Origin of the sequence: Nostoc sp. MS1 (assembly GCF_019976755.1) — a bacterium.
Lineage (GTDB): Bacteria > Cyanobacteriota > Cyanobacteriia > Cyanobacteriales > Nostocaceae > Trichormus.
This window is the reverse complement of the sequence record NZ_AP023441.1, coordinates 3713157-3734921: the sequence shown is the minus strand read 5'-3', so window position 1 is coordinate 3734921 and position 21765 is coordinate 3713157. Positions and strand designations below refer to the sequence as shown.

The following is a 21765-nucleotide window of genomic DNA, read 5'->3' as shown; positions in this document are numbered from 1 at the left end:
AGGGAGTAGGTATAGAAAGTAATTATTAGTAAGTACCAGAGAATCATTACTTCTTATTCTCCCTCATCTTCCCCCACTCCTCATCCCCCCTAATTCCTACTATCTCCCAAACACACTACCCAAAGAACGGGTAATATTTTGCGGCTGCATCGCATCCATAGCGGCTGTAGGTTCGTAGCCACAGTGAACCATGCAATCTGCGCACTTGGGATTACCACTGGCGCGGCCGTATTTACTCCAGTCTGTTTCTGCTAACAGTTGTTTGAAACTGCTGTAATGTCCTTCATTCAAAAGATAACAAGGTTTTTGCCATCCAAGAACACTATAGCTAGGGCTACCCCAAGGTGTGCATTCATAATCTTTCTCACCTACAAGAAAGTCTAAGAATAAAGGGTTGTGGTTGAAATTCCAGTTTTTCTTACCAGTCTTATAAGGAGTAAGTATTTCTCGGAAAAGGGCGCGTGTTTGTTCTCTTATGAGGAAATGGTCTTGATCCGGAGCCCATTCGTAACTATAACCAGGCGAAATCATCATGCCATCGGTGTTGAGTGTTTCCAGGAAATCAAAGAACTCCTGCATTTCCTTGGGATCGCAACCCTCGAAAATTGTGGTGTTGGTGGTGACACGAAATCCTTTAGCTTTGGCAGCTTTGATGGCTTTGACAGCAATGTCAAATACCCCTTGCCGATCTACACATTTATCATGCCAATCTTTCAACCCATCTAGATGCACACTAAAAGTCAAGTAAGGTGAGGGTTTAAACTTATCTAAGCTCTTTTCTAATAACAACCCATTTGTACACAAGTAAACATACTTTTTCCGCTCGACTAATCCCTGAACAATCTCGTCAATTTGGGGATGCAGTAGTGGTTCACCCCCAGGAATTGAAACCACTGGTGCGCCACATTCTTCCACTGCGGCAAAGCACTGTTCAGGAGTCAAGTTTTGTTTCAATATCTCTGTAGGATGCTGAATTTTCCCACAACCAGTACAAGCTAAATTACAGCGAAATAGTGGTTCCAGCATCAACACTAAAGGAAATCTCTTACGTCCTAGAAGACGTTGAGTTACTAAATACTTACCAATATCGATCGCTTGTTGTAAATTAACACCCATTTTCCTGATCACTCCTCATAGTCAGTTGACAGTTGACAGTTGACAGTTGACAGTTGACAGTAAACTGTCTTCCCTTATCTTCCCCTACTCCCTCATCTTCCTCATCTCCCACTCTACGAGAAGCAAGCTACATCTCCTCACTTCACATACCCCTGAGAAACAAACCAATTCACCGCATCTTTCAGAGCAACATCCACTGGAGATTGAGGTAAACCCAATTCTCGGACAGCTTTTGAAGCATCGTAGTACATGGTTTGTTGTGCCATACGGACACCATCTATAGGTACTGAGGGAGTTCTTCCTAATGGGGCAAGGATTTTTTCTTCTATCCAGGCGACTGTTAAGGGTAGCCATCCTGGGACAGTCAATTGGGGAGCGGGTAAAGCTGTAATTTCGGAAAGCTTTTCTAGTAATTGCTTGAGGCTAAGGTTTTGATTTCCTAAGATATAGCGATCGCCACTTTTGCCTTTCTCTAATGCTAGTAAATGTCCCCAGGCTACATCCCTCACATCAATTAAATTTAGTCCTGTGTTGACGTAAGCTGGCATTTGTCGCCGTAGGAATCGCAAAATAATATCACCTGTGGGTGTAGGTTTGATATCCCAAGGGCCTATGGGAGTGCTGGGGTTGACTATAACCACATCTTGTCCTTTAGCGGCTGCCTGCATAGCTTCTTGTTCTGCTAAAAACTTAGACTTTTTATAATGTCCAATTAGCTTCTCCACAGGACTTTGATAAGTTTCATCGACAATTGCACCCGATGGATTTACCCCAATAGCCGCTACGGAACTTGTGTACACAGTGCGTTCAATTCCGGCTTTTTGGGCTGCGTCCAACACCTGAAAAGTACCAAGCACATTATTTCGATAAAGTAAATCACGGTCTTTTTGCCACAGGGAATAATGGGCGGCTACATGGAATAGATAACGACAGCCAGACATTTGTCGCCAAAGATACTGGTTCTCGAAATCCCCTTCAACAATTTCCACATCCAACCCTTGTAAATTACCCAGGTTGCTGTGAGGGCGGACTAAGGTTTTGACTGTGTATCCCTGTTCCAGTAACAAGCGGACTAAATTAGCCCCAACAAAGCCTGTAGCCCCTGTGACAAAAACCCGCATTCAATGACCTCTTAATCCTCAGTATTTTATTATCCATAGTATTCGGCAATTTTGCCGATTTTTTTATGTTTATAATGATTCTCTAAGGATATAATTTTAATATAATTATCATAAAAAGATAGTTATAAATAGAATTATACATTATTTTTAATCATGCCCCTGCAAGAAGAAATTGACAAAACAAGGCAAGAAATTCGGACGGACGACTATTCAATGTCTATTGGTGAATTGATAAGCCTTTATCAGAGTAATGAGATCGATATTCATCCAGAATTTCAAAGATTTTTCCGTTGGTCAGAACATCAAAAATCGACTTTTATTGAATCTATTCTTTTAGGCATACCAATCCCACCAATTTTTGTCAGCCAGAGAGATGATGGTATTTGGGATGTTGTGGATGGTCTTCAGAGACTATCAACTATATATGAATTTATAGGTATTTTAGGAAAAGAAGAGCAAGAAGAAAGTCAAAATCCAGTGACTTTACAAGAAACCACATATTTACCTTCTTTAAAAGGTAAAAAATGGGATGATCCAAATGATCCTGACAATTCTTTGACTCAAGCACAGCGCTTACTGATTAAGCGAGCAAAAATCATAGTCAATATTGTCAAAAAAGAAAGTGATGCAATGATTAAATATGAGTTATTCCAACGACTGAATACAGGAGGATCAATTGCTACGCCTCAAGAAGTGAGGAATTGTATACTTTTGATGTTAAATAATAGACTATATGATTTAATGCGTTCTCTTGCAGATTATGAAAAATTCAAAAATTGTATTGCTCTCAGTGATAGGCTTTACGAAGAACAGTATGATATGGAATTGGTATTACGTTTTATTCTTCTATTTGATAAAACTGAGGCAGATATTAGCAAATTAGGTGATGATGTTAGCGTCTTTCTAACAGAAGAGATGAGGAAAATGGCTCTTGAGCAAGAATTAGATTATGGCCATATAGAAACAGCGTTTAAAAAAACATTTGATATTCTTAACGAAATTACAGGTGATGATAGTTTCAGAAGATATAAACCTGAACAAAACAGATTTTTAGGTGGGTTTCTATTATCCGCATTTGAGGTAGTAGCATTAGGAATTGGATACAACTATGAAAATCTACCCCCGGTTGAGCAAATATGTGAAAACATAAAAGGTATTTGGTCAGATCAAATTTATAGAAAATGGTCTGGTGCAGGTGTGAATGCTGCAAGACGTTTACCCTATCTGATTCCACTTGGTAGAAGAATATTTTCTCCTGTATGAAAGTCCGAACATCTGAACAACTAAGCGATAAACTGGCAGATGATCTTGCTTGGCGAAAAAAGGAACTTTCAGAAGTTAAGTCCTTGATAGAATTAAGAGATGTTTCTCTTCAAAGACACAATGCGCTAATTCGCAGTGAAGTATGTATTCTTTATGCTCATTGGGAAGGTTTTGTTAAGTTAGCTTCCAACTCTTATCTAGAACACGTTGCTCTACAAAAACTTCGCTATGATCAGCTAGCTAGTAACTTTCTAGCTTTGGCAATGAAAGAAAAACTAAAAGAGGCAAAAGATACAAATAAACCATCATTATATATACCTGTTTGTGACTTCTTTGTTTATAAATTAGACGGCAAATGCTCTTTACCCCAAGAAGCAATATCTACTGCATCAAATCTTTCTTCGGACATTTTAAAAGAAATAACTCATATTTTGGGAATAGACTTTTCTGTTTATTCTACAAAATCAAAATTAATAGATGAACAGCTTTTAAAGACACGAAACGAAATTGCACATGGTAACTTTTTGTTAATTGATAGAGAAGAATATATACAATTACATACAGAAGTTATTGCAATGCTTGATATATTTCGAAATCAGATAGAAAATGCCTCCGTTAATAAGGATTTCACCTTGAAAAAATAAAGCAGTTCTTAATAAGTGTTTAACGGGATTCAAAGACTTACAAAACTTATACCACTAGTTCAGTGCGTCAAAAAGTCAATTGAACAATTAGATAATGAATTGAACAATTTGACCTTGACGCACCCTAGCGGATTCTATTTTGTTACCTTTTTAAAACGAGGGAACCAATCATCTAAAATCGAGTAGACCACAGGTATTACAATTAAACTAAGGATGGTAGAAGTAACTAGACCTCCAGCAATAGCTACAGCCATCGGCGATCGCAATTCTGAACCTGCACCTAATCCTAATGCGATCGGTAGCATCCCTAACAGAGTAGACATCGTGGTAATGACGATGGGACGCAAACGCACCGGGCCTGCTTTGAGAATTGCTTCTGTACGACTTAAACCAGTTTGACGCAATTGGTTAATGTAATCTACCAAGACGATCGCATTTTTGTTTGCCAGTCCCAGTAAGAATACAAAACCAATCAGTGAAATCATGCCGAAATCACTCTTGGTAAAAAGTAACGACAGCATTGCACCCACAATTGATAGTGGTAAAGAAACGCCGATAATTATGGGATCTATCCAACTTCTGAACAATAAAATCAATACCCCAACAATGCACAGTGCAGATAACACCAAAGTAGAGGCAAAACTACCAAAAACTTCATTTTGACGTTCCGAGTCTCCACCCAAGTCCAAAGTGATGCCATTTGGTAAGATTGGTTTGGCTTCTGCTACTATCTTATCAGTAGCATCACCTAAAGATAAACCCTGCCCCAAATTGGCACTGATGTAAGCTACCCGCTTGTTATTGAGGCGCTCCACTTGGAAAACCTGCTCTTGGGTATTGTTTTCACCTGTGACTGTAACATCAGCAAAGCCAGGTATTTTCTCAATACGCTCTTTAATTGCCTTAGCGGTTTTATTGAGAAGTTGTAAATCATTACCCTGTAACGCTACTTGTAGAGGTTTTTGTCCGCCAGTATCTACAAATTGAATGTCTTCGATGCTGGTAGTCACACCTGGAAGACTGGGTAAACTTTTACGCAATTCGTCTTGTAATTGCGCCGTCTGAATTTTGCGGTCTTCCTTGAGTTTTACGTACAGTGTGCCTTTATTTGGTTCACCCTCACGGGAGCCAACTGTAGTAAACACTGTTTGCACATCAGGGTACTTCCTCACCGCCTCTTCTAATTTTTTAGCTACTGTCAGAGAGTCGTTGAGGGGGAGAGGGATGGGCATTAGAGGTTGAGAATTAGGTATTTGAGATGGGTTAATATTGCTTCCTTGTCTTGCTTGTGCTAGTTGTTGCTGTAAAGCCGCCAAATCAGGAATTTTTGGTAGAGGTGCAGTGTAGGTGATATTAAATTCGCCCCGGTCTAATTTGGGAATAAAACCTTTAGGAATAAATGGGATTAATGCCATACCAGCAACAAAACTGATTACGGCTAGAGCGACGACTGTTTTACGATGATTTAAAGACCATTTAAGTAAGTTTCTGTAAAATTCTGTAAATCTTATCCAAATGTTGGCTTCTCGACGTTGAGGTGTTTTTTTAATCGGTTTGAGCCAGTAAGTAGATAGCACCGGCGATAAAGTCCGAGCAACCAAGGTAGAAGCTATGTAGGAAGCTGAAACTGTAATGCCGAATGGCTTAAAGAACTGACCAACTACTCCACCCATCAAACCAATAGGTAAGAACACAGCTACGGCTGCGGCTGTAGTGGCGATAACTGTTAAGCCAATTTCATCTGTGGCGGAGAAAGCTGCTTGACGAGGGTTTTCGCCTTCTTCAATGTGCCGCAGGATATTTTCTACGTCTAGGATGGCATCATCGATTACACTGCCAATGACCAATGCTAGAGCTAGTAAGGTGATGGTTTCTAGGTTAAAGCCAAAAAACGCCATCACAATAAAAGTTGCCAGCAAGGAGGTAGGAATCGCCAGTGCGGAGATGAAAGTTGCTCGCCAATTCCATAAAAATGGGTAAATCACCACAATCGATAAGACGATCGCTTCTATAAGAGCATCTATTGTTGACTTGGTTGCTTGACGAATATATTCAGCTTGAGTTGCAGCTAAGGTAAGTTTGACATCTTTGAGGTTAGTCCGCAGTCTTTGTACTTCCTTTTCCACTCGACTGACAACTTCTAAGGTGTTAGCGTCACCACGTTTGATTACCTGGAATGCTAAAGCCTGTTGACCGTTGAACCTGACTAATGTACCTGCACCTTGAGTCAACGCTGCTAGATTATTATTAGCAGGGCTTGTGGGAGGTGAGGTATTAGCAGTACCTAAAAGCGAGACTTTGAGAACTCCAGGCAATTTAGCGATCGCTGGTGTAATTTGGTCTTCGGCTAACTTAGTTAAATCTGCCAAACTGCGAGAACTACTTTCAATGGCATAACTTACCGCCGCCGACTCATTCAAGTTTAGAGGAATAATTTTGTAACTTGCACCTTGAGGCAAAGTTAACTGTTTAAGTGCTGTTTCAACTTCCCTTTTCGACGTTTCCAGATTTATTCCCACATTAAAAGCCAGACTAACAGCAGCTTGACCTGGATAACTAGATGAGCGCAAATCATCTAGTCCTTCTAGAGAACGCAGGCGCTCCTCTATCGGTATGGTAAGCTTTGTTTCTGTATCCACAGCAGTTTGTAGAGGAGCCGTAGCATTTACCACCACTACCGGAAAGGTAATGTCAGGAAACAAAGCATACTTAAGAGAACTGAAAGCCAGCGCACCAGCTACCGCCACAGCAATCCAAAAACTGACAGTGAGCCACGAATACTCAATCGCCCATCTGGAAAAATTGAAGCGTTGTCGTGCTAATTTTGAGCCGTTTCGCTTTACCATCTTGGAAAATTATCATGCGGAAGACACAATTATTTGTCATGCTACAGTAATCCTTGGCACTTTGCGAGTCTTCAGTGGGGAAGTGGGGGGAGATGAGGGAGATGAGGGAGAGGGGGGAGAATAACTATTGACTATGGACTAATGACTGTTGACTAATGACTATTGACTATTGACTATTGACAACTATCAAACTTTGAATTATGGCAGGACATAGTAAATGGGCAAATATTAAGCGCCAAAAGGCGGTAGTAGATGCCAAAAAGGGCAAGACATTTACTCAGTTATCTAGGGCGATTATTCTAGCGGCTAGAAATGGGATTCCAGACCCAGCCGGAAATTTTCAATTGCGTACAGCTATAGATAAAGCGAAAGCGGCTGGTATTCCCAACGATAATATAGAACGGGCGATCGCTAAAGGTGCAGGTACTTTTAGTGATGGCGCTAGTTTAGAGGAAATTCGCTATGAAGGTTATGGCCCTGGTGGTGTCGCCATCTTAATTGAAGCCCTCACCGATAATCGCAATCGCACGGCTGCTGACTTGCGGGTGGCTTTTAGCAAAAATGGGGGAAATCTGGGGGAAACCGGCTGCGTTAGCTGGATGTTTGACCAGAAGGGTGTGTGCGTTGTCCAAGGTGTGGTGGATGAAGACAAGCTTTTGGAAGCATCCTTAGAAGGTGGTGCGGAAACCTATGAGATGACTGAAGATGAGACGGCAGAGGTGTTTACTGAGATAGCCAATTTAGAAACCCTCAACCAGACACTCAAGGACAAAGGTTTTAAAATCACAGATGCTGAGTTGCGCTGGATTCCTAGTAATCATGTAGAGGTGACGGAACATGACCAAGCGCGATCGCTACTTAAATTAATTGATACCTTAGAAGGTTTAGATGATGTTCAAAATGTCACATCTAACTTTGAAATGTCTGAAAACCTTATGACAGTAAGCATCGCCTAGAAAAGATTTTCAGCCTTACCTAACAGCTATAAATGGGAAAACCCACAACTAAAAAAGAAAAGGGTTCTTCCCTACCCCTTTCTTTAATCAATTAATCAAACAAAATTTTTGTGGCATTTTGGCAACCAAGATTCTGCTATTGCAGTTTAAATAAGATATCAAGAGGGTTACGGGAAGGTAGAGATTCAACTAAGAGATAATGTTACTTACATAACTCTTAGATGCCCACCCTAACGCCAGTTGTTGATTAAGTGCTGTAGATTCGCTATACAAGGGGAAAAGTAAAATCTCAGCACTGATCACCGCTTCACTACAACTGGCTAATATTCAACTAACATATATATAAATTGGGGCTGAGAAGTTATTATTACTAACTCGGATTTTAGTAATCTTTTAATAGGACTTAACACTATATTTAGTGTTTTCTAATCTGCTGAGGTACTGAGTACATGGTTAATAAAATTGGGAAAACCTCAGAGTTCCTCTGCGCTTTCCTCTGCCTTGAAAAGTTTCCTGCGGTTCGCGTAGCGTCTCGAAGAGAGGGAAACCCTCCTCCAGAACTTTTCGCTGCGTCCCTCTGCGTTGAAAAATACTAATTTTGTACCTCACTTAAATGGGAATTGCTAAAGTTCATTTCAAAATTTATAAAAGTAAATTTTACGCAAGATAATAACTGCCAAAACAATTAAGTAATTGTGGCAGATGCTGTTGTGATAGTTTACTTAATTAAATTAAATCAGCACGGGGTTTAAAGGTTTCAATTTGCCGAATCTTTTCGTACAATTCTTTTTCTTCTTGGCTAATAGTTTTTGGGGTAAGTATTTGAATTTCTACCAATTGATCGCCACGTTTACCATTGTCGGTAGGATAGCCTTTATTTGCCAAACGGAATCTTTGACCAGACCTGACTCCTGGAGGAATTGTCATCTTCACAGGGCCATCTAAAGTAGGTGCTTCTACTTGTCCTCCTAAAACTGCTTCGCTAGGTGTTACTGGTACTTGACAGAATATATTCGCACCATCAAGCTTAAACAATGGGTGAGGTTCTACCGTGATTTTGAGATAGAGGTCGCCGCCGCCCATACCTTGATTGCGTAGGCGGATAGTTTGACCTGTAACCATACCTGGGGGCATTGTTACTTCTAGCGATCGCCCATCCTCTAATCTAATACGTTCATTCCCACCAGAATAAGCCTTTTCTAAAGGTAAGGTTAATCTCGCCTCAATATCCCGACGGGTTTGACGGGGTGGACTTTTCGGGACTGTATATTCAACTCGGCTTTTCGGTGAACGAAACGGGTCTGCTGTCGCATTTTTACTAGCGCCATTTTTACTTTCTCTACGACCACCAACCCCGATAACTTGATTTAAGAAATCTTCAAAATTAGCAAATTGGCTTGGATCTAAATTCTCATTGTCGTTACGTTCTCCTGTTCGACTCTCGCCCCAGCCTTTGGGTTTGGGAGTTTGCTTAGGAAAACCTTGTCGTTTCCAATAGCGGCTAAACTGGTCGTATTGGGCGCGTTTAGTTGCATCGGAAAGCATTTCATAAGCTTCGCCGATAATTTTAAACTTTTCTTCCGCCTCTTTATTCCCCGGATTTAAATCAGGATGATACTGTCTTGCTAACCGCCGATAATTCTTTTTAATGTCTTCATTAGTTGCATCTTTAGATACTCCCAAAATTTCGTAGTAATCACGAAAATTCTGCAAATTCTGCATATTCATTTATTTAACTTTTAAATTTTAGATAGTGGTAATTGTTAGTAATTACCAATTACCAATTATTAAATCCGCATTCAGGAGGGGACAGTTGACAGTTGACAGTTGTTACTCCCCTACTTCCCCATCTCCCCCTACTCCCCCCACTCCCTCATCTCCCCGCTTTACAGCCAATCATCGTCATCATCCCAGTTATCCTGATAGCTAGGACGGGATCTGCGGGGTGGACGGTTATTGTCGTAGGAGGGACGGCTGTCTCGTCCATAATCTCTGCCGTAGTCCCTATTGTTGTTGTAGGAATCACGTTCTCGATAATTGTCTCTGGGATAGTCGCGTTCTTTTTCTTTATCACCGACAAAGATGTCTTTGATGGTGGCAAATAAATCGTCGTCTTCATCTTCAGCATAATACTGACGAACTTCCCGATTTAGCTCATATAAAGCATCTTGCAGGTCGGCGTAAGCTTGGTCAATACCGCGATCGTCATTTTCTTTGAGACTTTCTTTCAGTTCTCGGCTGATATTATCGATGCGCTGGCGACGGTTACGGGCAAACTGCATTCCAAATTCTAAGGCAACTTCTCGCAGTTGTCTTTCGGCTTGGAGAATTAAAGCTTCTGAACGGGTGCGTTTTTCTACCCTCTCCTTGCGTTCCCGGTCGATATCAGCATATTTTTGGGCATCCTGAATCATCCGATTAACTTCAGCTTCACTCAAAGTAGAAGCACCTTGGATCGTAATACTCTGTTCTCTACCTGTGGTTCTATCTAAGGCTGTCACCTGTAGAATACCATTGGCATCGATATCAAATGCTACTTGAATTTGGGGAATGCCTCGCGGTGCTGGGGGTATACCGTAGAGTTTGAAACGTCCTAGTGATTTGTTATCACCAGCCATTTCCCGTTCACCTTGGACTACGTGAATTTCCACGGAGTTTTGGTTATTTTCTGACGTTGAGAAAATATCAGAACGGCGGACGGGGATGGTGGTATTGCGGGGGATGAGTTTTTTCATCACGCCACCGATCGCTTCCAAACCCAAAGATAAGGGTGTAACATCTAGCAGCAGCACATCTTTAAATTGTCCCGCTAGAATCCCGGCTTGAATGGCTGCACCCATTGCTACCACTTCATCAGGGTTAACATTCTCGCTGGGTTCAATGCCAATCAAATCACGCACTAGCTGTTTCACCATTGGCATTCTCGTAGAACCGCCAACTAGTACGACATCTTCTATATCATCTGGTCTAAGTCCCGCATCTTTTAAGGCGCGTTTAACTGGGTTACGGACACGTCCTAATAAGTCACCACACAAGCCTTCAAATTGGGCGCGTGTCAAGCGAGTTTCTATATGTTTGGGGCCTTCTTCTGTGGCGGTAATGAAGGGTAGGTTAATATCAGTGACGCTGACGGCGCTAAGTTCGATTTTGGCTTTCTCTGCGGCTTCCATCAAACGTTGCAAGGCTTGGCGATCGCTCCGTCTTAAGTCTACACCTTCTGTTTCTAAGAATTGCTCTGCTAACCAATCAACAATTTTCTTATCAAAGTCATTTCCTCCCAGTTGGGTATCGCCACTGGTGGCTTTGACTTCAAATACTCCATCCCCAACTTCCAGAATCGATACGTCAAATGTCCCACCACCCAAGTCAAAAACTAAAATAGTTTCTGTATCACCCCGATCTAAGCCATAAGCTAAAGATGCGGCTGTCGGTTCATTGAGAATCCGCAGCACTTCTAAACCAGCAATTCTACCAGCATCACGAGTTGCTTGTCTTTGGGAATCGTTGAAATAAGCGGGTACTGTAATCACTGCGCCTGTGACTTGTTCCCCTAAATAAGCACTAGCATCATCTGCCAACTTCTTCAGCACCATTGCTGAAATTTCTTCTGGGGCAAAATCTTTACCCAAACGAGGACAGGCAATTTTAATATTGCCAATTTCATCTTTACGGATGGTATATGGTACACGCTTCGATTCAGGACTGAGTTCGGCATACCTGCGCCCAATAAAGCGTTTAGCTGCAAAAAAGGTGTTTTGGGGGTTAAGGACTGTTTGCCGCCGTGCCATTTGTCCTACTACCCTTTCGCCATCCTTACTGAAACCTACAACGGAGGGGGTTGTTCGCATTCCTTCTGCATTGGCAATCACCACCGGCTTGCCACCCTCCATTACGGCGACTACTGAGTTGGTTGTACCCAAGTCGATGCCGACTACCTTGCCCATGCGTTACTTTTCTCCTAACTGTGTCTTACTATATATATTATGGTTGGGCAGAACTACCTCTAGCTTTTTGCTACAGAATCAACTTGCCTCAATGGTATAACATTCGTCATTAAGGCAAAAAGCGGAGGAATTACAGCTTGAGGATTTAGTTGCAAGACTAGGATAACATTGACGATGGTTAGTATGTTCTAGCCTTTGTGAATGTTGTAGCCTCATCTGTGAACTTTTTGGCATCTTCAAGTTGGGATATCCACCCTCTCCTTAATTACTAAGTGTGTCAGTTGTCAGTTGTTTTGGATAAAAGTTTAACAGTCAACATAACCTGATAACTGATCTAATACTCATAACTAGTGTATGTGGTTTTAGAATATATGAAAGCTACTGACTACTAACCACTGACCACTAATACATAGGTGAATTTAAAAGCCAGATTACATCATCACTTAACGCAGATAGCACGAGAACGTGACCCTTATCTAGCGACGGCTGGACATTTTTTTGTCCAAGAATACATTCGTCAAGAATTGTCCCAATTGGGAAGTGTGGAAATCCACACCTTTGAAGTAGGTAATAAATCTTTTAAAAATCTCATTCTCAATTTACCGTCCCAAGCTGTTGGAAAAAAACAACTACCACCTATTTTAATTGGTGCGCACTATGATGCTGTACCAGGAACGTCAGGGGCTGATGATAATGCTACAGGTGTAGTGGTTTTATTGGAATTAGCAAAAATGTTTGCGGCTACGCCAGCCAAGTATCCGTTGCGGTTGGTGGCTTTTGATATGGAAGAATATGGTTTGTTGGGTAGCACTGATTATGCAGCTTTATTACGTCAGCAACAGCAGCCTTTACGCTTGATGATGTCTTTGGAAATGTTGGGATATCGTGATTTCACCCCAGGTTCGCAGAGATATCCATCACCGTTGGAAAAGTTTTACCCCAATACAGGAGATTTTATTGCATTAATTGGTAATTTACGCACCATACCAGATTTAATCAGCATGAGTCGTCGCATCCGCCAAGCGGGAGTATCAAGTCAGTGGCTACCAGTACCAAATCGGGGTTTGATTGTGCGCCAAACTAGACAAAGTGATCATGCACCGTTTTGGGATGTGGGTTATCCAGCAATGATGGTGACGGATACAGCCTTTATGCGGAATCCTCATTATCATAAAGCGAGTGATGCGATCGCCACTCTAGATTTAGATTTTCTCACAGGGGTATGTAAAGGCTTAGAAGTGGCTATCAGGCGGCTGTAACTTTCACAGCCGCACTCATACAAAACACTATAAAGTGTAAGTAAAATCGTTGACTAACATTCCAGGAGTCATAATACCTCCTATATGACGGTTTTCGTAGCTGCCTACTTCGGGAATAAATTCTTGAAAATCGGTTAAATCTACTAGATTTTCTCCCCAGAAGCGGTATAAACTTTCGTCAAAGCGTAAGTTTTCTATGGGGGCGACAATTTCACCGTTTTCTATCCAAAAACAGGCGTAACGGGTCATACCTGTAATTCTACCTGTGGGGCGATCGCTCCAATTCAAATAATGTAAATTAGAGACATATAACCCTGTATCTAAACTCGGCAATATTTGTGCATAAGTTAAATTTCCCGGACTTAATTCTGGCGCACGCAACATTTCTTCACTACTCGCACCGTTAGAAGTTTTGTTATATTCCTTAGCTGTACGAGAACTAATTAAACTATTAACTAAAATTCCTTTTTCAATTATCGGTAATTCTGGAGGAGCCATTTCTCCTAAGTTGTTAAATCTAGGTACTAATCCCCGTTGAAAATTCTCTTTAATGCTCAACGAAGGGGAAAGCTGTTTATCTTTACGCGATAAAATAGCTAACGCACTATTACCTTGTTGAATATCTGCTTCACTAACTGCACCCCAAGAAAGCATACTCACTAAATCAGCCACAGCAGCCGGAGCAAAATAAGTTTTGTATTGTCCTCTTGCTAATTGTTTTGCAGGAGTAGAGAGAAGTTTTAATTGCTGTTTACCTTCATTAATTTTAGCTGCATAAGCTTCTGGATTCCAATCACTGCCAGCAAATGTACCTTTAACAGCTTGCCCAGAAGTAATAAATAAAGAATAATCTAAAGTGAAGGAATCGGTAGCGAACCAATGTTTTTGTCCACTGGAATCACCATAAGCTCTAATAATTACCCCCCCAGCATATATGCCAGTAAAATCTAATTCTTTTACTGGTTCCAATACATTCGCTACTACTGATTCTGCTGGGAGTATATTTCCTGTATGTATTTCTCGGCTGGTGTTATTTCCTGATGGTACTACCAAATATGGATCAACTGGTAGTAAAGGTAGTTCACTACGCAATTCCTGCAAAGCTTGGTATGCTGATTGCCAATCTTTTTCCCAATTTCCAGTAAAAGGAAACTGGCGAAAGCTGCTACATTGATCTGTAATTAGAGTTAATTGAATCCAACCATCAGCCACAAAACCTGTTTGGCGAACTTTGGCTTGATTAAACCGGATAAATTGACTACGTTCACTATTTAGTGAAACGGTAAATTGTTCATTTTCTGCTTTCTTAATTAGCAGTGTTTCTAATAATTGATTAAAACTAACTTCTAAAGTAGATATATCCTCAAGCTTCATAGATGTAGAAAATAATAATGTATGATAAGTGAAAAATGTAGTTTGTAATAAGCATTAAAAGCCTACTACAAACAATTTTGAATTCTAAATTTTGAATTATTTAACTCCCACCTCCAAAAACCTCTACATTAGCAAATACACAAACAGGTGAACCATGTCCTACCCAAATTGATTGATTAGGTTCACCTTTGCCACAGAATGGTGTGCCGTACATTTCCCAGTTGGAATTATCACCGACTTGGATGAGGCTGTGCCAAAATTCTGGTGTAGTGGCTCGATAGTTGGGATTACGCAGGGTTTTGGTGAGTTTACCATTTTCGATGAGTTTGGCATACTCACAGCCAAATTGAAATTTATAACGGCGATCATCAATTGACCAGGAACGATTAGATTCCATATATACGCCTTGTTCTATGTTACTAATCATCTCATCAAAGCTGGCGTTACCTGGCTCTAGGTTTAAGTTCGCCATACGGTCAATTGGTGGTCGGTTCCATGAGGAAGCACGCGCACAGGCTACCCCCGGAACTTTCGCTCTAGCTTGGCTTTCTAAACTGCCTAAACCCCTTTGCAAAACGCCTTCTTTGATTAAATATTCCCGTGTAGCCACTGCACCTGTATCATCAAATCCATAGCTGGCATATTCACCGATGACTGTGGGGTCAAAGGTAATATTCATCAATGGCGAACCATAGCTGAGGTTGCCAAAATCGCTGGTGCTGACAAAGCTACCACCAGCATAGTTACGCTCATCACCTAAAATTCGGTCAAGTTCTAAGGGATGTCCCACACTTTCATGAATTTGTAACATCATTTGGTCTGGGGCTAAAACCAAATTGGTGCGGGTGGTTGGACATTCTTCGGCAGATAATAATTCTATCGCTTGTTCGCCAATTTGTCGTACCCTTTGCCATAGGTGGTTTTGTTGTAATAATTCAATTCCGCCTTGGTAACAGTTTGCTTGGGAACCGTTGTTAGTCCGTTGTTGAACGATCGCTCCATCTTGCGCGATCGCTCCATAATGTGTTCCGATAGAAACAAACTTTTGATATACCTCAGAACCATTACTACTAACAAACCAACTCTCTTTTTCGCTAGTAGCCGCATTTGCAGTGGTTTGGACAATTTTGTCGTCTACTTTTAAAGTGTGACAAATCCGCACCAACAAATCATTAATTTCCCCAGGACTGAGGGCATTTAAGGGTTCTACAAAAGGTGAATTATACTCACCCACTACTTTGGGACGTTCGCTAACACCAAAGGGATAAATGTACCACTGATTAGCAGCTAGGGCTTGTTTGTAAGCAATTTCCGCCGCCGCTTGCAGTGATGTTAATTCTAGGGAATTGGTAGCAGCATAACCGAAAGAGCCATTTACCAAAACTTCTAACATGGCTCCAATGGTGCTTGATTTACCATTATGTTGAGGCAAACCATCACGCACATAATGATGAGCAGCAGTTTCTTTAACTACTCTAATACCGATCCAATCAGCAGGTATTTTAAAACTAGCGATCGCTTTTATCAGTTCAGACCACATAACAATAATCTAGGGATTGGGTAATTGGTAATTGGTAATGGGGGAGTGATGATCTTATCTGCTCCTCTGCTCTCTGCTTTTTCCAGTTTCTTTTAACCTCTGTGCCAGCGCGTACCTTGAGGGCTATCAATTAGGGTAATACCTTTAGCTTGTAGTTCGTTACGAATGCGATCGCCTTCAGCAAAATTCTTGGCTTTTCTCGCTGCTTGTCTTTGCTGAATTAAATCTTCTATATCCGCATCGCTTAAACCATCTTGCCCATTTTTATGTATTTCTGGCTGCGCGGTTAAACCGAGAACGTTAGCTAAAGTAACCAAAGTTTGCCATTGTATTTTTAATTCTTCTATCGGTGTTTCTGTCTTTCCTCCATGCACTAGGATGTTTCTTTCACGATGGAGTTTTTTTGCCAACTCAAATAATATTGTTAACCCACCAGGGAAATTAAAATCGTCATTGACTGCTTCTGTAAAACGCTCAACATAGGTATTAGATATTCCATTCCCCAGTTCCCATTTCCCATTTCCTAATTGCCAACCAGCCAATAAGCCATCCTTGATTGTGTGCCAACCATTGGTAGCAGCTGCGATCGCTTCATCGGTAAAATCTATTGGGGTACGATATTGCGCCGTTAGCACAAATAACCGCATCGCCATCGGATCAACGCCCCGTTCTAGTAAATCGCGGATGGTGGTAAAGTTGCCCAAGGATTTGGACATTTTCTCCCCATCAACTTTGACCATACCGTTGTGTAGCCAGTAGTTTGCTAGAGGTTTGCCTGTAACGGCTTCTGATTGAGCGATTTCGTTTTCGTGGTGGGGGAAAATTAAGTCAGCACCACCAGCATGAATATCTATTGTCTCACCCAGGCGATCGCGTACCATTGCCGAGCATTCTATATGCCAACCTGGACGACCTGCACCCCAAGGTGATTCCCAAGAAGGTTCTCCAAGTCTAGCTGCTTTCCACAGAGCGAAGTCGAAAGGGTCTTTCTTTTTCTGATATTCTGGATCATCTACATTGACGCGATCGCTTGCACCTGCCTGCATATCCTCCAGTCTGCGTCCTGAAAGCTTGCCATACTCAGCAAATTGCCGTACTGCGTAGTAAACATCGCCTTGCGAGGGATAAGCGAAGCCTTTATTTTCTAACTCGTGAATTAAGCGTTGAATGCCGTTGATTGTATGAGTAGCACGGGGATATTCATCGGCTTCTTTAATCCCTAGCTGTGCCATATCCTCAAAATATGCCTTAATGAAGCGTTCTGCTACCGCCTCCATTGAGGAATTTTCTTGCCGCGCTCGGTTGAGGATTTTGTCATCAATATCGGTAAAATTTTGTACATAGCGCACTTCATAGCCCAGGAATTGCAAATAACGCCGTACCACATCCCAGACAATGCAAGCTCTAGCATGACCCAAATGGCAATAATCGTAAACCGTCACGCCGCAGTAATACATCTTAACCTTGCCGGGTTCGACTGTCTTAAAGGGTTCTTGACGACGGGTGAGGGTATTGTAAACAGTTAGTGCCATAACAGAGTAATGCTGAAATAAGAAGATAAGCAATAATAGGGTTAAGCAGCTCGGACTTGTGCCGAGTATCCCTATGCTAGTGTTTTCTAGACAATCTACGCTACCATTTTGCCATTCTGCTGGAAAGCAGTTGCCCCAAAAGTTCTTTTATTTGTTCTAATTTTGCGATTTTCTTGCTATGCAATCAGCAGTTACTCAAAATTCTCAACCTATGGATGCTCCGAAACAAGGAATGCCAGTAACAATTATTACTGGATTTCTCGGTAGTGGTAAAACAACTTTACTTAATCACATTCTCAACAATCAACAAGGCTTAAAAACCGCCGTTTTGGTCAACGAATTTGGGGAAATCGGCATTGACAACGAGTTAATTGTTTCCACTGATGAGAACATGGTGGAATTAAATAATGGTTGTATCTGCTGCACTATTAATAATGACCTGGTTGATGCGGTATATAAAGTTTTAGAACGGGAAGAAAAGCTAGATTACTTAGTTGTAGAAACAACTGGACTAGCAGACCCTTTACCAGTAGCCCTGACATTTTTGGGTACAGAGTTGAAGGATTTAACCCGTTTGGACTCGATTATCACTGTAGTCGATGCAGCGAATTACAGTTTAGATTTATTTAATTCACAAGCCGCATATAGTCAAATTGCCTACGGTGATGTGATTCTGTTGAATAAAACAGATTTGGTCGATGAAGCTACCTTGAATGAATTGGAAAGAAAAATCAATGAAGTCAAGGAAGGTGCAAGGATATTAAGGACGAAGCGATCGCAAGTTCCTCTCCCCTTAATTTTAAGTGTTGGTCTGTTTGAGTCTGACAAGTATTTTGATACAGTCGATACTCATAGTCACGACCACCACGACCACCACGACCACCACGACCATTCAGCCTGCGGTCACGACCATCACGACCATGACCATGTTCATTCAACTTGCGGTCATGACCATCACGACCATGACCACCATGACCACTCGCACCATTTAGAAAATGATGGTTTCACATCGATATCCTTCCAAAGTGATAAGCCATTTTCTATTAGGAAGTTCCAGTATTTTCTAGATAACCAACTACCCACAAATATTTTCCGCGCTAAGGGTATTATGTGGTTTGATGAAAGTCCCAAACGCCACATTTTTCACCTGTGCGGTAAACGCTTTACCTTAGATGATGAGGAGTGGAAAGGTACACCAAAAAACCAAGTAGTATTAATTGGGCAAAACTTAGACCGTGAAACCTTACTCACTCAATTAGAAAACTGTCTGTGTCTTCCTTCAACCAATCGCGGTAAGGGTTTTGGGAAATAGAGATATATGGATGAAAAATACCCCACCCTAACCCTCCCCTTGCAAAGGGGAGGGAACTGAATTTCTAGTTTCCCCCCTTTGCAAGGGGGGATTAAGGGGGGTAATTTAATATTAGGCATATTGAAACTAAGTATTGTGACAGAACTTTATAACAAAACCTCACAAAAAGAAAAAAGGCGATCGCTCCGTAATAATATGCCACCTGCGGAAAAGATTCTGTGGGACAAGTTGAGAAATCGACAAATTGATGGTTTTAAATTTCGTAGACAATACAGCATTGATGTATTTGTTGTGGATTTTTATTGTGCTGAATTAAAACTTGCTATAGAACTTGATGGTGATAGTCATTTTCAAGCAGGGGCGCAGGTTTGTGATTATGAACGACAATGTTTTCTTGAATCTAAGGGAACTCGTTTTTTGAGGTTTACAAATCAACAGGTTTATCAAGAGTTGGAAGGTGTGATCGCAATGATTGCACAAACAGTTTGCCAATTGCGGCAGATTACCTGTGATTTTACCCCCTGCGTGACCAAATTTTGAACCATAACGTGACTAAAAGTTAACGTAATTTCAAGCTTTTGAGCCAATCAATAACTTAGCTTTATGAATCAAATTATGTCCGCGTGTTTTAAATGTGAACCATAATACGACCAAAAGTTTTATTTTTAGATGTGGTAAAAAATGCCGAGCAAGACACACTAATTTAGTCGAAAATTTTAAACTTTCGGTCAAAATATAATTCAAAATGTCCACAATATGGTTCAAAAATATGTTTCGCCAAAAATTGAGTGATAAAGCGATCGCCTGAAATCTGAATTTTTATTTCTCTCTCATTACGGTACGGTACAAATGAACTATTTGACTATGTTCCTTGCTGTAATTAAGTTTTGAGTTTTTTGAACTCCATTTATAGCTTTGAACTATATGTTGTCCTAGTACAGAGTGAAGTATTTCGTGACCGTTTGGCTAAATTATCGTTCAAATCACATTACCCCACCCTAACCCTCCCCTTGCAAAGGAGAGGGAACTTCAGCAATTTTGATTGCTCATACGTGCGATCGCCTATTTTAAGAATTGCATTGTTTCTTGTTTGTCAGCGATCGCCCCGCCAAATTACCAAAAGTGCGATCACCGTTATTGATTTCTGACCACAAAGCTAGTTTTTACCAATACCATCGCAGAGAGTGCGATCGCATGGTCTTGCCAAACGACAACTCAAAAACTACGATTTAGCCCATGCCGGACATCTTATCACTCTTGCAATGCCTGCTACCGCAGATAAACGCGACAACGATGCGGCAGTTGAACCAAATTATCCTGGCAATGTTAGCAATGAGTGGTCGAGTCACGATGTTGGGAATTGCACGTTGGACAGATACAGGTGGTAGCTATCGGACGATGGGGAGATTTTTCTCTACAGTCATACCTTGGGCAACATTGTTTTGGCTGTTTTTTCGTAAACATGTAGTTATTTTGGTCAAAACTAATCTTAAGACCAATACGGCTAGCCATGTAATTTTATTTTCCAGCGACCTAGACTTGACATTTGAGAAAATTATTGATTATTACAAGCTACGTTTCCACTCTCGTGTTTAATTTTCGGGATGCTAAACAATTCTGGGGGTTGGAAGATTTTATGAATCTGAGTCAAACTGCTGTGACTAACGCTGCTAATCTCGCCTTCTTTATGGTTAATTTATCCCATCATCTCCTGGCTGATTTCCGTAAACATAATCCTGGTTCTGGCATTATTGACCTGAAAGCTTATTACCGGGGTTTTCGATATTTTCATGAAATGTTAAAAATACTTCCTCAAAAGCCTGACTCTATTTTATTAGCCCAAATTTTTGCCAAGCTCACTTCTTTGGGACTTATTCATCCCCTTTCCACAGGTGTTGAACCCTCGTAAATTGGCTAAGGTATTGATTACAGATGAAACTTGGCTGGCTTGAATACGGGTGTAGCGAGTTTTATCTGGCATCACTAAATTAGGGCCAGCTTTGCAGTTTTTCATGCAGCCAGTACCTTTAATGGTAACTTGGTCTTCAAGACCGCGATCGCTTAAAGCAGCTTCTAATGCTTGGCACACTGCTTTACCACCGCGTTTCATACAATCGGACTTTTGACATACCAAAATCGTTGCTTTTGCCTTATTTGGTTTTGGGGCAGTATTTTCCATAGCTGGCACTTGCTTAATTGGTGATATAGTCTGAACTTTTTGTGTTTCCCCTCTAGCCGCCATCACACGTTCAGCTTTAAATGTCACTTCACCAGTTTTGGCATCATACTTCTTTTGACCAACGACTTGTAACAAAGTACCAGCAGGTAAGCGTAAATCAAAAGTAAATCTTAAGTGCTTGGCAAGTTTAACGTAACATTCACCATCAGCAGTGAGTAATAACAAGCCTTTAAGCTTATAGCCATCTTTAATAACAAATTCAATAAATCTACCCTCAAGGCAAAACTCTGATACATTTTTACTATTACATACACCCATATTCTTTCACCTCTGATTAACTAAAGTAAGCCTGAGTTATGAAATGAGACACATTGCAGCCACTAATTAAGAATGTGGATAGCGGCTTTGCCAACAAATCTCAAGAGAGTAAATTAAATCTTGGCGAGAAGAAGTAAATTGTCTCATCACGCTCCAAAGTTGAACAACTGTCGTAGGGTTGACAACTTCAACTTTTAACGGTTGATTAGCTTCACAGCAACAGGGAATCTCTAATTCCTGTAGACGCTGATATACCAGCCAACGATCTACCCAATTTACTTCTACAACAGACTTTTCATCTACTTCGGAACTGAACGGTTTCAAGCGACTAGCCCTCAAAGCACAACCAACTTGCAGTAAA

At 41.1% G+C, this 21765-nt stretch carries 18 protein-coding genes and 1 pseudogene; 9 read left to right on the top strand and 10 right to left on the bottom strand.

Annotated features, from left to right (window positions below):
- Positions 1 to 99: 99 nt before the first annotated feature.
- Positions 100 to 1116 (bottom strand): adenosyl-hopene transferase HpnH, encoded by a 1017-nt coding sequence (gene hpnH / locus NSMS1_RS16145; protein WP_224085583.1) that lies wholly within the window; start codon positions 1114 to 1116, stop codon positions 100 to 102.
- Positions 1117 to 1253: 137 nt separating this feature from the next.
- Entirely contained in the window at positions 1254 to 2237 is a 984-nt protein-coding gene (gene hpnA / locus NSMS1_RS16140; protein WP_224085581.1) for a hopanoid-associated sugar epimerase, read from the bottom strand.
- Positions 2238 to 2390: 153 nt separating this feature from the next.
- Between hpnA and NSMS1_RS16135 the strand changes: the two genes are divergently transcribed.
- Together NSMS1_RS16135 and NSMS1_RS16130 are read left to right on the top strand one after the other, a co-directional pair.
- The gene (locus NSMS1_RS16135; RefSeq protein WP_224085579.1) at positions 2391 to 3500 is read left to right on the top strand and encodes a DUF262 domain-containing protein; all 1110 of its coding nucleotides are present in this window, start codon (positions 2391 to 2393) and stop codon (positions 3498 to 3500) included.
- Positions 3497 to 4144: an MAE_28990/MAE_18760 family HEPN-like nuclease gene (locus NSMS1_RS16130; RefSeq protein ID WP_224085577.1), complete on the top strand. Its 648-nt coding sequence runs from the start codon at positions 3497 to 3499 to the stop codon at positions 4142 to 4144. Before NSMS1_RS16135 ends, NSMS1_RS16130 begins: the two co-directional genes overlap by 4 nt.
- A 134-nt stretch (positions 4145 to 4278) precedes the next feature.
- On the opposite strand, the gene NSMS1_RS16125 is transcribed toward NSMS1_RS16130, so the two are convergent.
- A complete protein-coding gene (locus NSMS1_RS16125; protein ID WP_263432514.1) occupies positions 4279 to 6891 on the bottom strand; it encodes an efflux RND transporter permease subunit in 2613 nt (870 codons plus the stop codon).
- Here NSMS1_RS16125 and NSMS1_RS16120 point away from each other — a divergent pair.
- Together NSMS1_RS16120 and NSMS1_RS16115 are read left to right on the top strand one after the other, a co-directional pair.
- On the top strand, positions 6833 to 7114 hold the full coding sequence (locus NSMS1_RS16120) for a hypothetical protein (RefSeq protein WP_224095434.1): 282 nt from the start codon (positions 6833 to 6835) through the stop codon (positions 7112 to 7114). The two genes, NSMS1_RS16125 and NSMS1_RS16120, sit on opposite strands and share 59 nt — an antisense overlap.
- A gap of 76 nt (positions 7115 to 7190) precedes the next feature.
- Positions 7191 to 7946 carry a YebC/PmpR family DNA-binding transcriptional regulator gene (locus NSMS1_RS16115; RefSeq protein WP_224085575.1) on the top strand — a complete coding sequence of 252 codons (756 nt, stop codon included), beginning with the start codon at positions 7191 to 7193 and terminating at the stop codon, positions 7944 to 7946.
- 726 nt (positions 7947 to 8672) lie between these two features.
- Here NSMS1_RS16115 and NSMS1_RS16110 read toward each other — a convergent pair.
- Entirely contained in the window at positions 8673 to 9668 is a 996-nt protein-coding gene (locus NSMS1_RS16110) for a DnaJ C-terminal domain-containing protein (RefSeq protein ID WP_224085573.1), read from the bottom strand.
- A 164-nt stretch (positions 9669 to 9832) separates the two neighbouring features.
- Positions 9833 to 11890 carry a molecular chaperone DnaK gene (gene dnaK, locus NSMS1_RS16105; RefSeq protein ID WP_224085571.1) on the bottom strand — a complete coding sequence of 686 codons (2058 nt, stop codon included), beginning with the start codon at positions 11888 to 11890 and terminating at the stop codon, positions 9833 to 9835.
- A 413-nt stretch (positions 11891 to 12303) separates the two neighbouring features.
- On the opposite strand from dnaK, the gene NSMS1_RS16100 reads away from it, so the two are divergent.
- Entirely contained in the window at positions 12304 to 13149 is an 846-nt protein-coding gene (locus NSMS1_RS16100; RefSeq protein WP_224085569.1) for a M28 family peptidase, read from the top strand.
- Positions 13150 to 13176: 27 nt separating this feature from the next.
- Here NSMS1_RS16100 and NSMS1_RS16095 read toward each other — a convergent pair whose 3' ends face one another.
- The 3 genes from NSMS1_RS16095 to cysS all read right to left on the bottom strand — a co-directional run bounded on the left by NSMS1_RS16095 (position 13177) and on the right by cysS (position 17595).
- Positions 13177 to 14523 carry a TldD/PmbA family protein gene (locus tag NSMS1_RS16095; RefSeq protein WP_224085567.1) on the bottom strand — a complete coding sequence of 449 codons (1347 nt, stop codon included), beginning with the start codon at positions 14521 to 14523 and terminating at the stop codon, positions 13177 to 13179.
- Between the two features lie 100 nt (positions 14524 to 14623).
- Entirely contained in the window at positions 14624 to 16063 is a 1440-nt protein-coding gene (locus NSMS1_RS16090) for a TldD/PmbA family protein (protein ID WP_224085565.1), read from the bottom strand.
- Positions 16064 to 16155: 92 nt separating this feature from the next.
- A complete protein-coding gene (gene cysS, locus NSMS1_RS16085; RefSeq protein ID WP_224085563.1) occupies positions 16156 to 17595 on the bottom strand; it encodes a cysteine--tRNA ligase in 1440 nt (479 codons plus the stop codon).
- Between the two features lie 178 nt (positions 17596 to 17773).
- On the opposite strand from cysS, the gene NSMS1_RS16080 reads away from it, so the two are divergent.
- The 4 genes and pseudogenes from NSMS1_RS16080 (at position 17774) to NSMS1_RS16065 (ending at position 20816) form a co-directional block, all read left to right on the top strand.
- Positions 17774 to 18907, top strand: coding sequence for a CobW family GTP-binding protein (locus NSMS1_RS16080; protein ID WP_224085561.1), 1134 nt, complete (start codon positions 17774 to 17776; stop codon positions 18905 to 18907).
- Between the two features lie 135 nt (positions 18908 to 19042).
- Positions 19043 to 19447 (top strand): endonuclease domain-containing protein, encoded by a 405-nt coding sequence (locus NSMS1_RS16075; protein ID WP_224085559.1) that lies wholly within the window; start codon positions 19043 to 19045, stop codon positions 19445 to 19447.
- Between the two features lie 356 nt (positions 19448 to 19803).
- On the top strand, positions 19804 to 20055 hold the full coding sequence (locus NSMS1_RS16070; protein ID WP_224085557.1) for a hypothetical protein: 252 nt from the start codon (positions 19804 to 19806) through the stop codon (positions 20053 to 20055).
- Between the two features lie 88 nt (positions 20056 to 20143).
- Positions 20144 to 20816: pseudogene (locus NSMS1_RS16065) on the top strand (transposase).
- Here the strand turns inward: NSMS1_RS16065 and NSMS1_RS16060 are convergent.
- Both NSMS1_RS16060 and NSMS1_RS16055 read right to left on the bottom strand, forming a co-directional pair.
- Entirely contained in the window at positions 20742 to 21404 is a 663-nt protein-coding gene (locus NSMS1_RS16060) for a (2Fe-2S) ferredoxin domain-containing protein (RefSeq protein WP_224085555.1), read from the bottom strand. The pseudogene NSMS1_RS16065 and the gene NSMS1_RS16060 sit on opposite strands and share 75 nt — an antisense overlap.
- A gap of 66 nt (positions 21405 to 21470) precedes the next feature.
- A complete protein-coding gene (locus tag NSMS1_RS16055) occupies positions 21471 to 21728 on the bottom strand; it encodes an Asr1405/Asl0597 family protein (protein WP_224085554.1) in 258 nt (85 codons plus the stop codon).
- Between the last annotated feature and the right edge of the window lie 37 nt (positions 21729 to 21765).

What these genes read in the sequence shown, in the direction of transcription:
- hpnA (WP_224085581.1), bottom strand. Translation starts at nt 2,237, where the DNA reads ATGCGGGTTTTTGTCACAGGGGCTACAGGCTTTGTTGGGGCTAATTTA.
- cysS (WP_224085563.1), bottom strand. Translation starts at nt 17,595, where the DNA reads ATGGCACTAACTGTTTACAATACCCTCACCCGTCGTCAAGAACCCTTT.
- NSMS1_RS16130 (WP_224085577.1), top strand. Translation starts at nt 3,497, where the DNA reads ATGAAAGTCCGAACATCTGAACAACTAAGCGATAAACTGGCAGATGAT.
- hpnH (WP_224085583.1), bottom strand. Translation starts at nt 1,116, where the DNA reads ATGGGTGTTAATTTACAACAAGCGATCGATATTGGTAAGTATTTAGTA.
- NSMS1_RS16090 (WP_224085565.1), bottom strand. Translation starts at nt 16,063, where the DNA reads ATGTGGTCTGAACTGATAAAAGCGATCGCTAGTTTTAAAATACCTGCT.
- dnaK (WP_224085571.1), bottom strand. Translation starts at nt 11,890, where the DNA reads ATGGGCAAGGTAGTCGGCATCGACTTGGGTACAACCAACTCAGTAGTC.
- NSMS1_RS16095 (WP_224085567.1), bottom strand. Translation starts at nt 14,523, where the DNA reads ATGAAGCTTGAGGATATATCTACTTTAGAAGTTAGTTTTAATCAATTA.
- NSMS1_RS16060 (WP_224085555.1), bottom strand. Translation starts at nt 21,404, where the DNA reads ATGGGTGTATGTAATAGTAAAAATGTATCAGAGTTTTGCCTTGAGGGT.
- NSMS1_RS16135 (WP_224085579.1), top strand. Translation starts at nt 2,391, where the DNA reads ATGCCCCTGCAAGAAGAAATTGACAAAACAAGGCAAGAAATTCGGACG.
- NSMS1_RS16110 (WP_224085573.1), bottom strand. Translation starts at nt 9,668, where the DNA reads ATGCAGAATTTGCAGAATTTTCGTGATTACTACGAAATTTTGGGAGTA.
- NSMS1_RS16115 (WP_224085575.1), top strand. Translation starts at nt 7,191, where the DNA reads ATGGCAGGACATAGTAAATGGGCAAATATTAAGCGCCAAAAGGCGGTA.
- NSMS1_RS16080 (WP_224085561.1), top strand. Translation starts at nt 17,774, where the DNA reads ATGCAATCAGCAGTTACTCAAAATTCTCAACCTATGGATGCTCCGAAA.
- NSMS1_RS16120 (WP_224095434.1), top strand. Translation starts at nt 6,833, where the DNA reads ATGTCAGGAAACAAAGCATACTTAAGAGAACTGAAAGCCAGCGCACCA.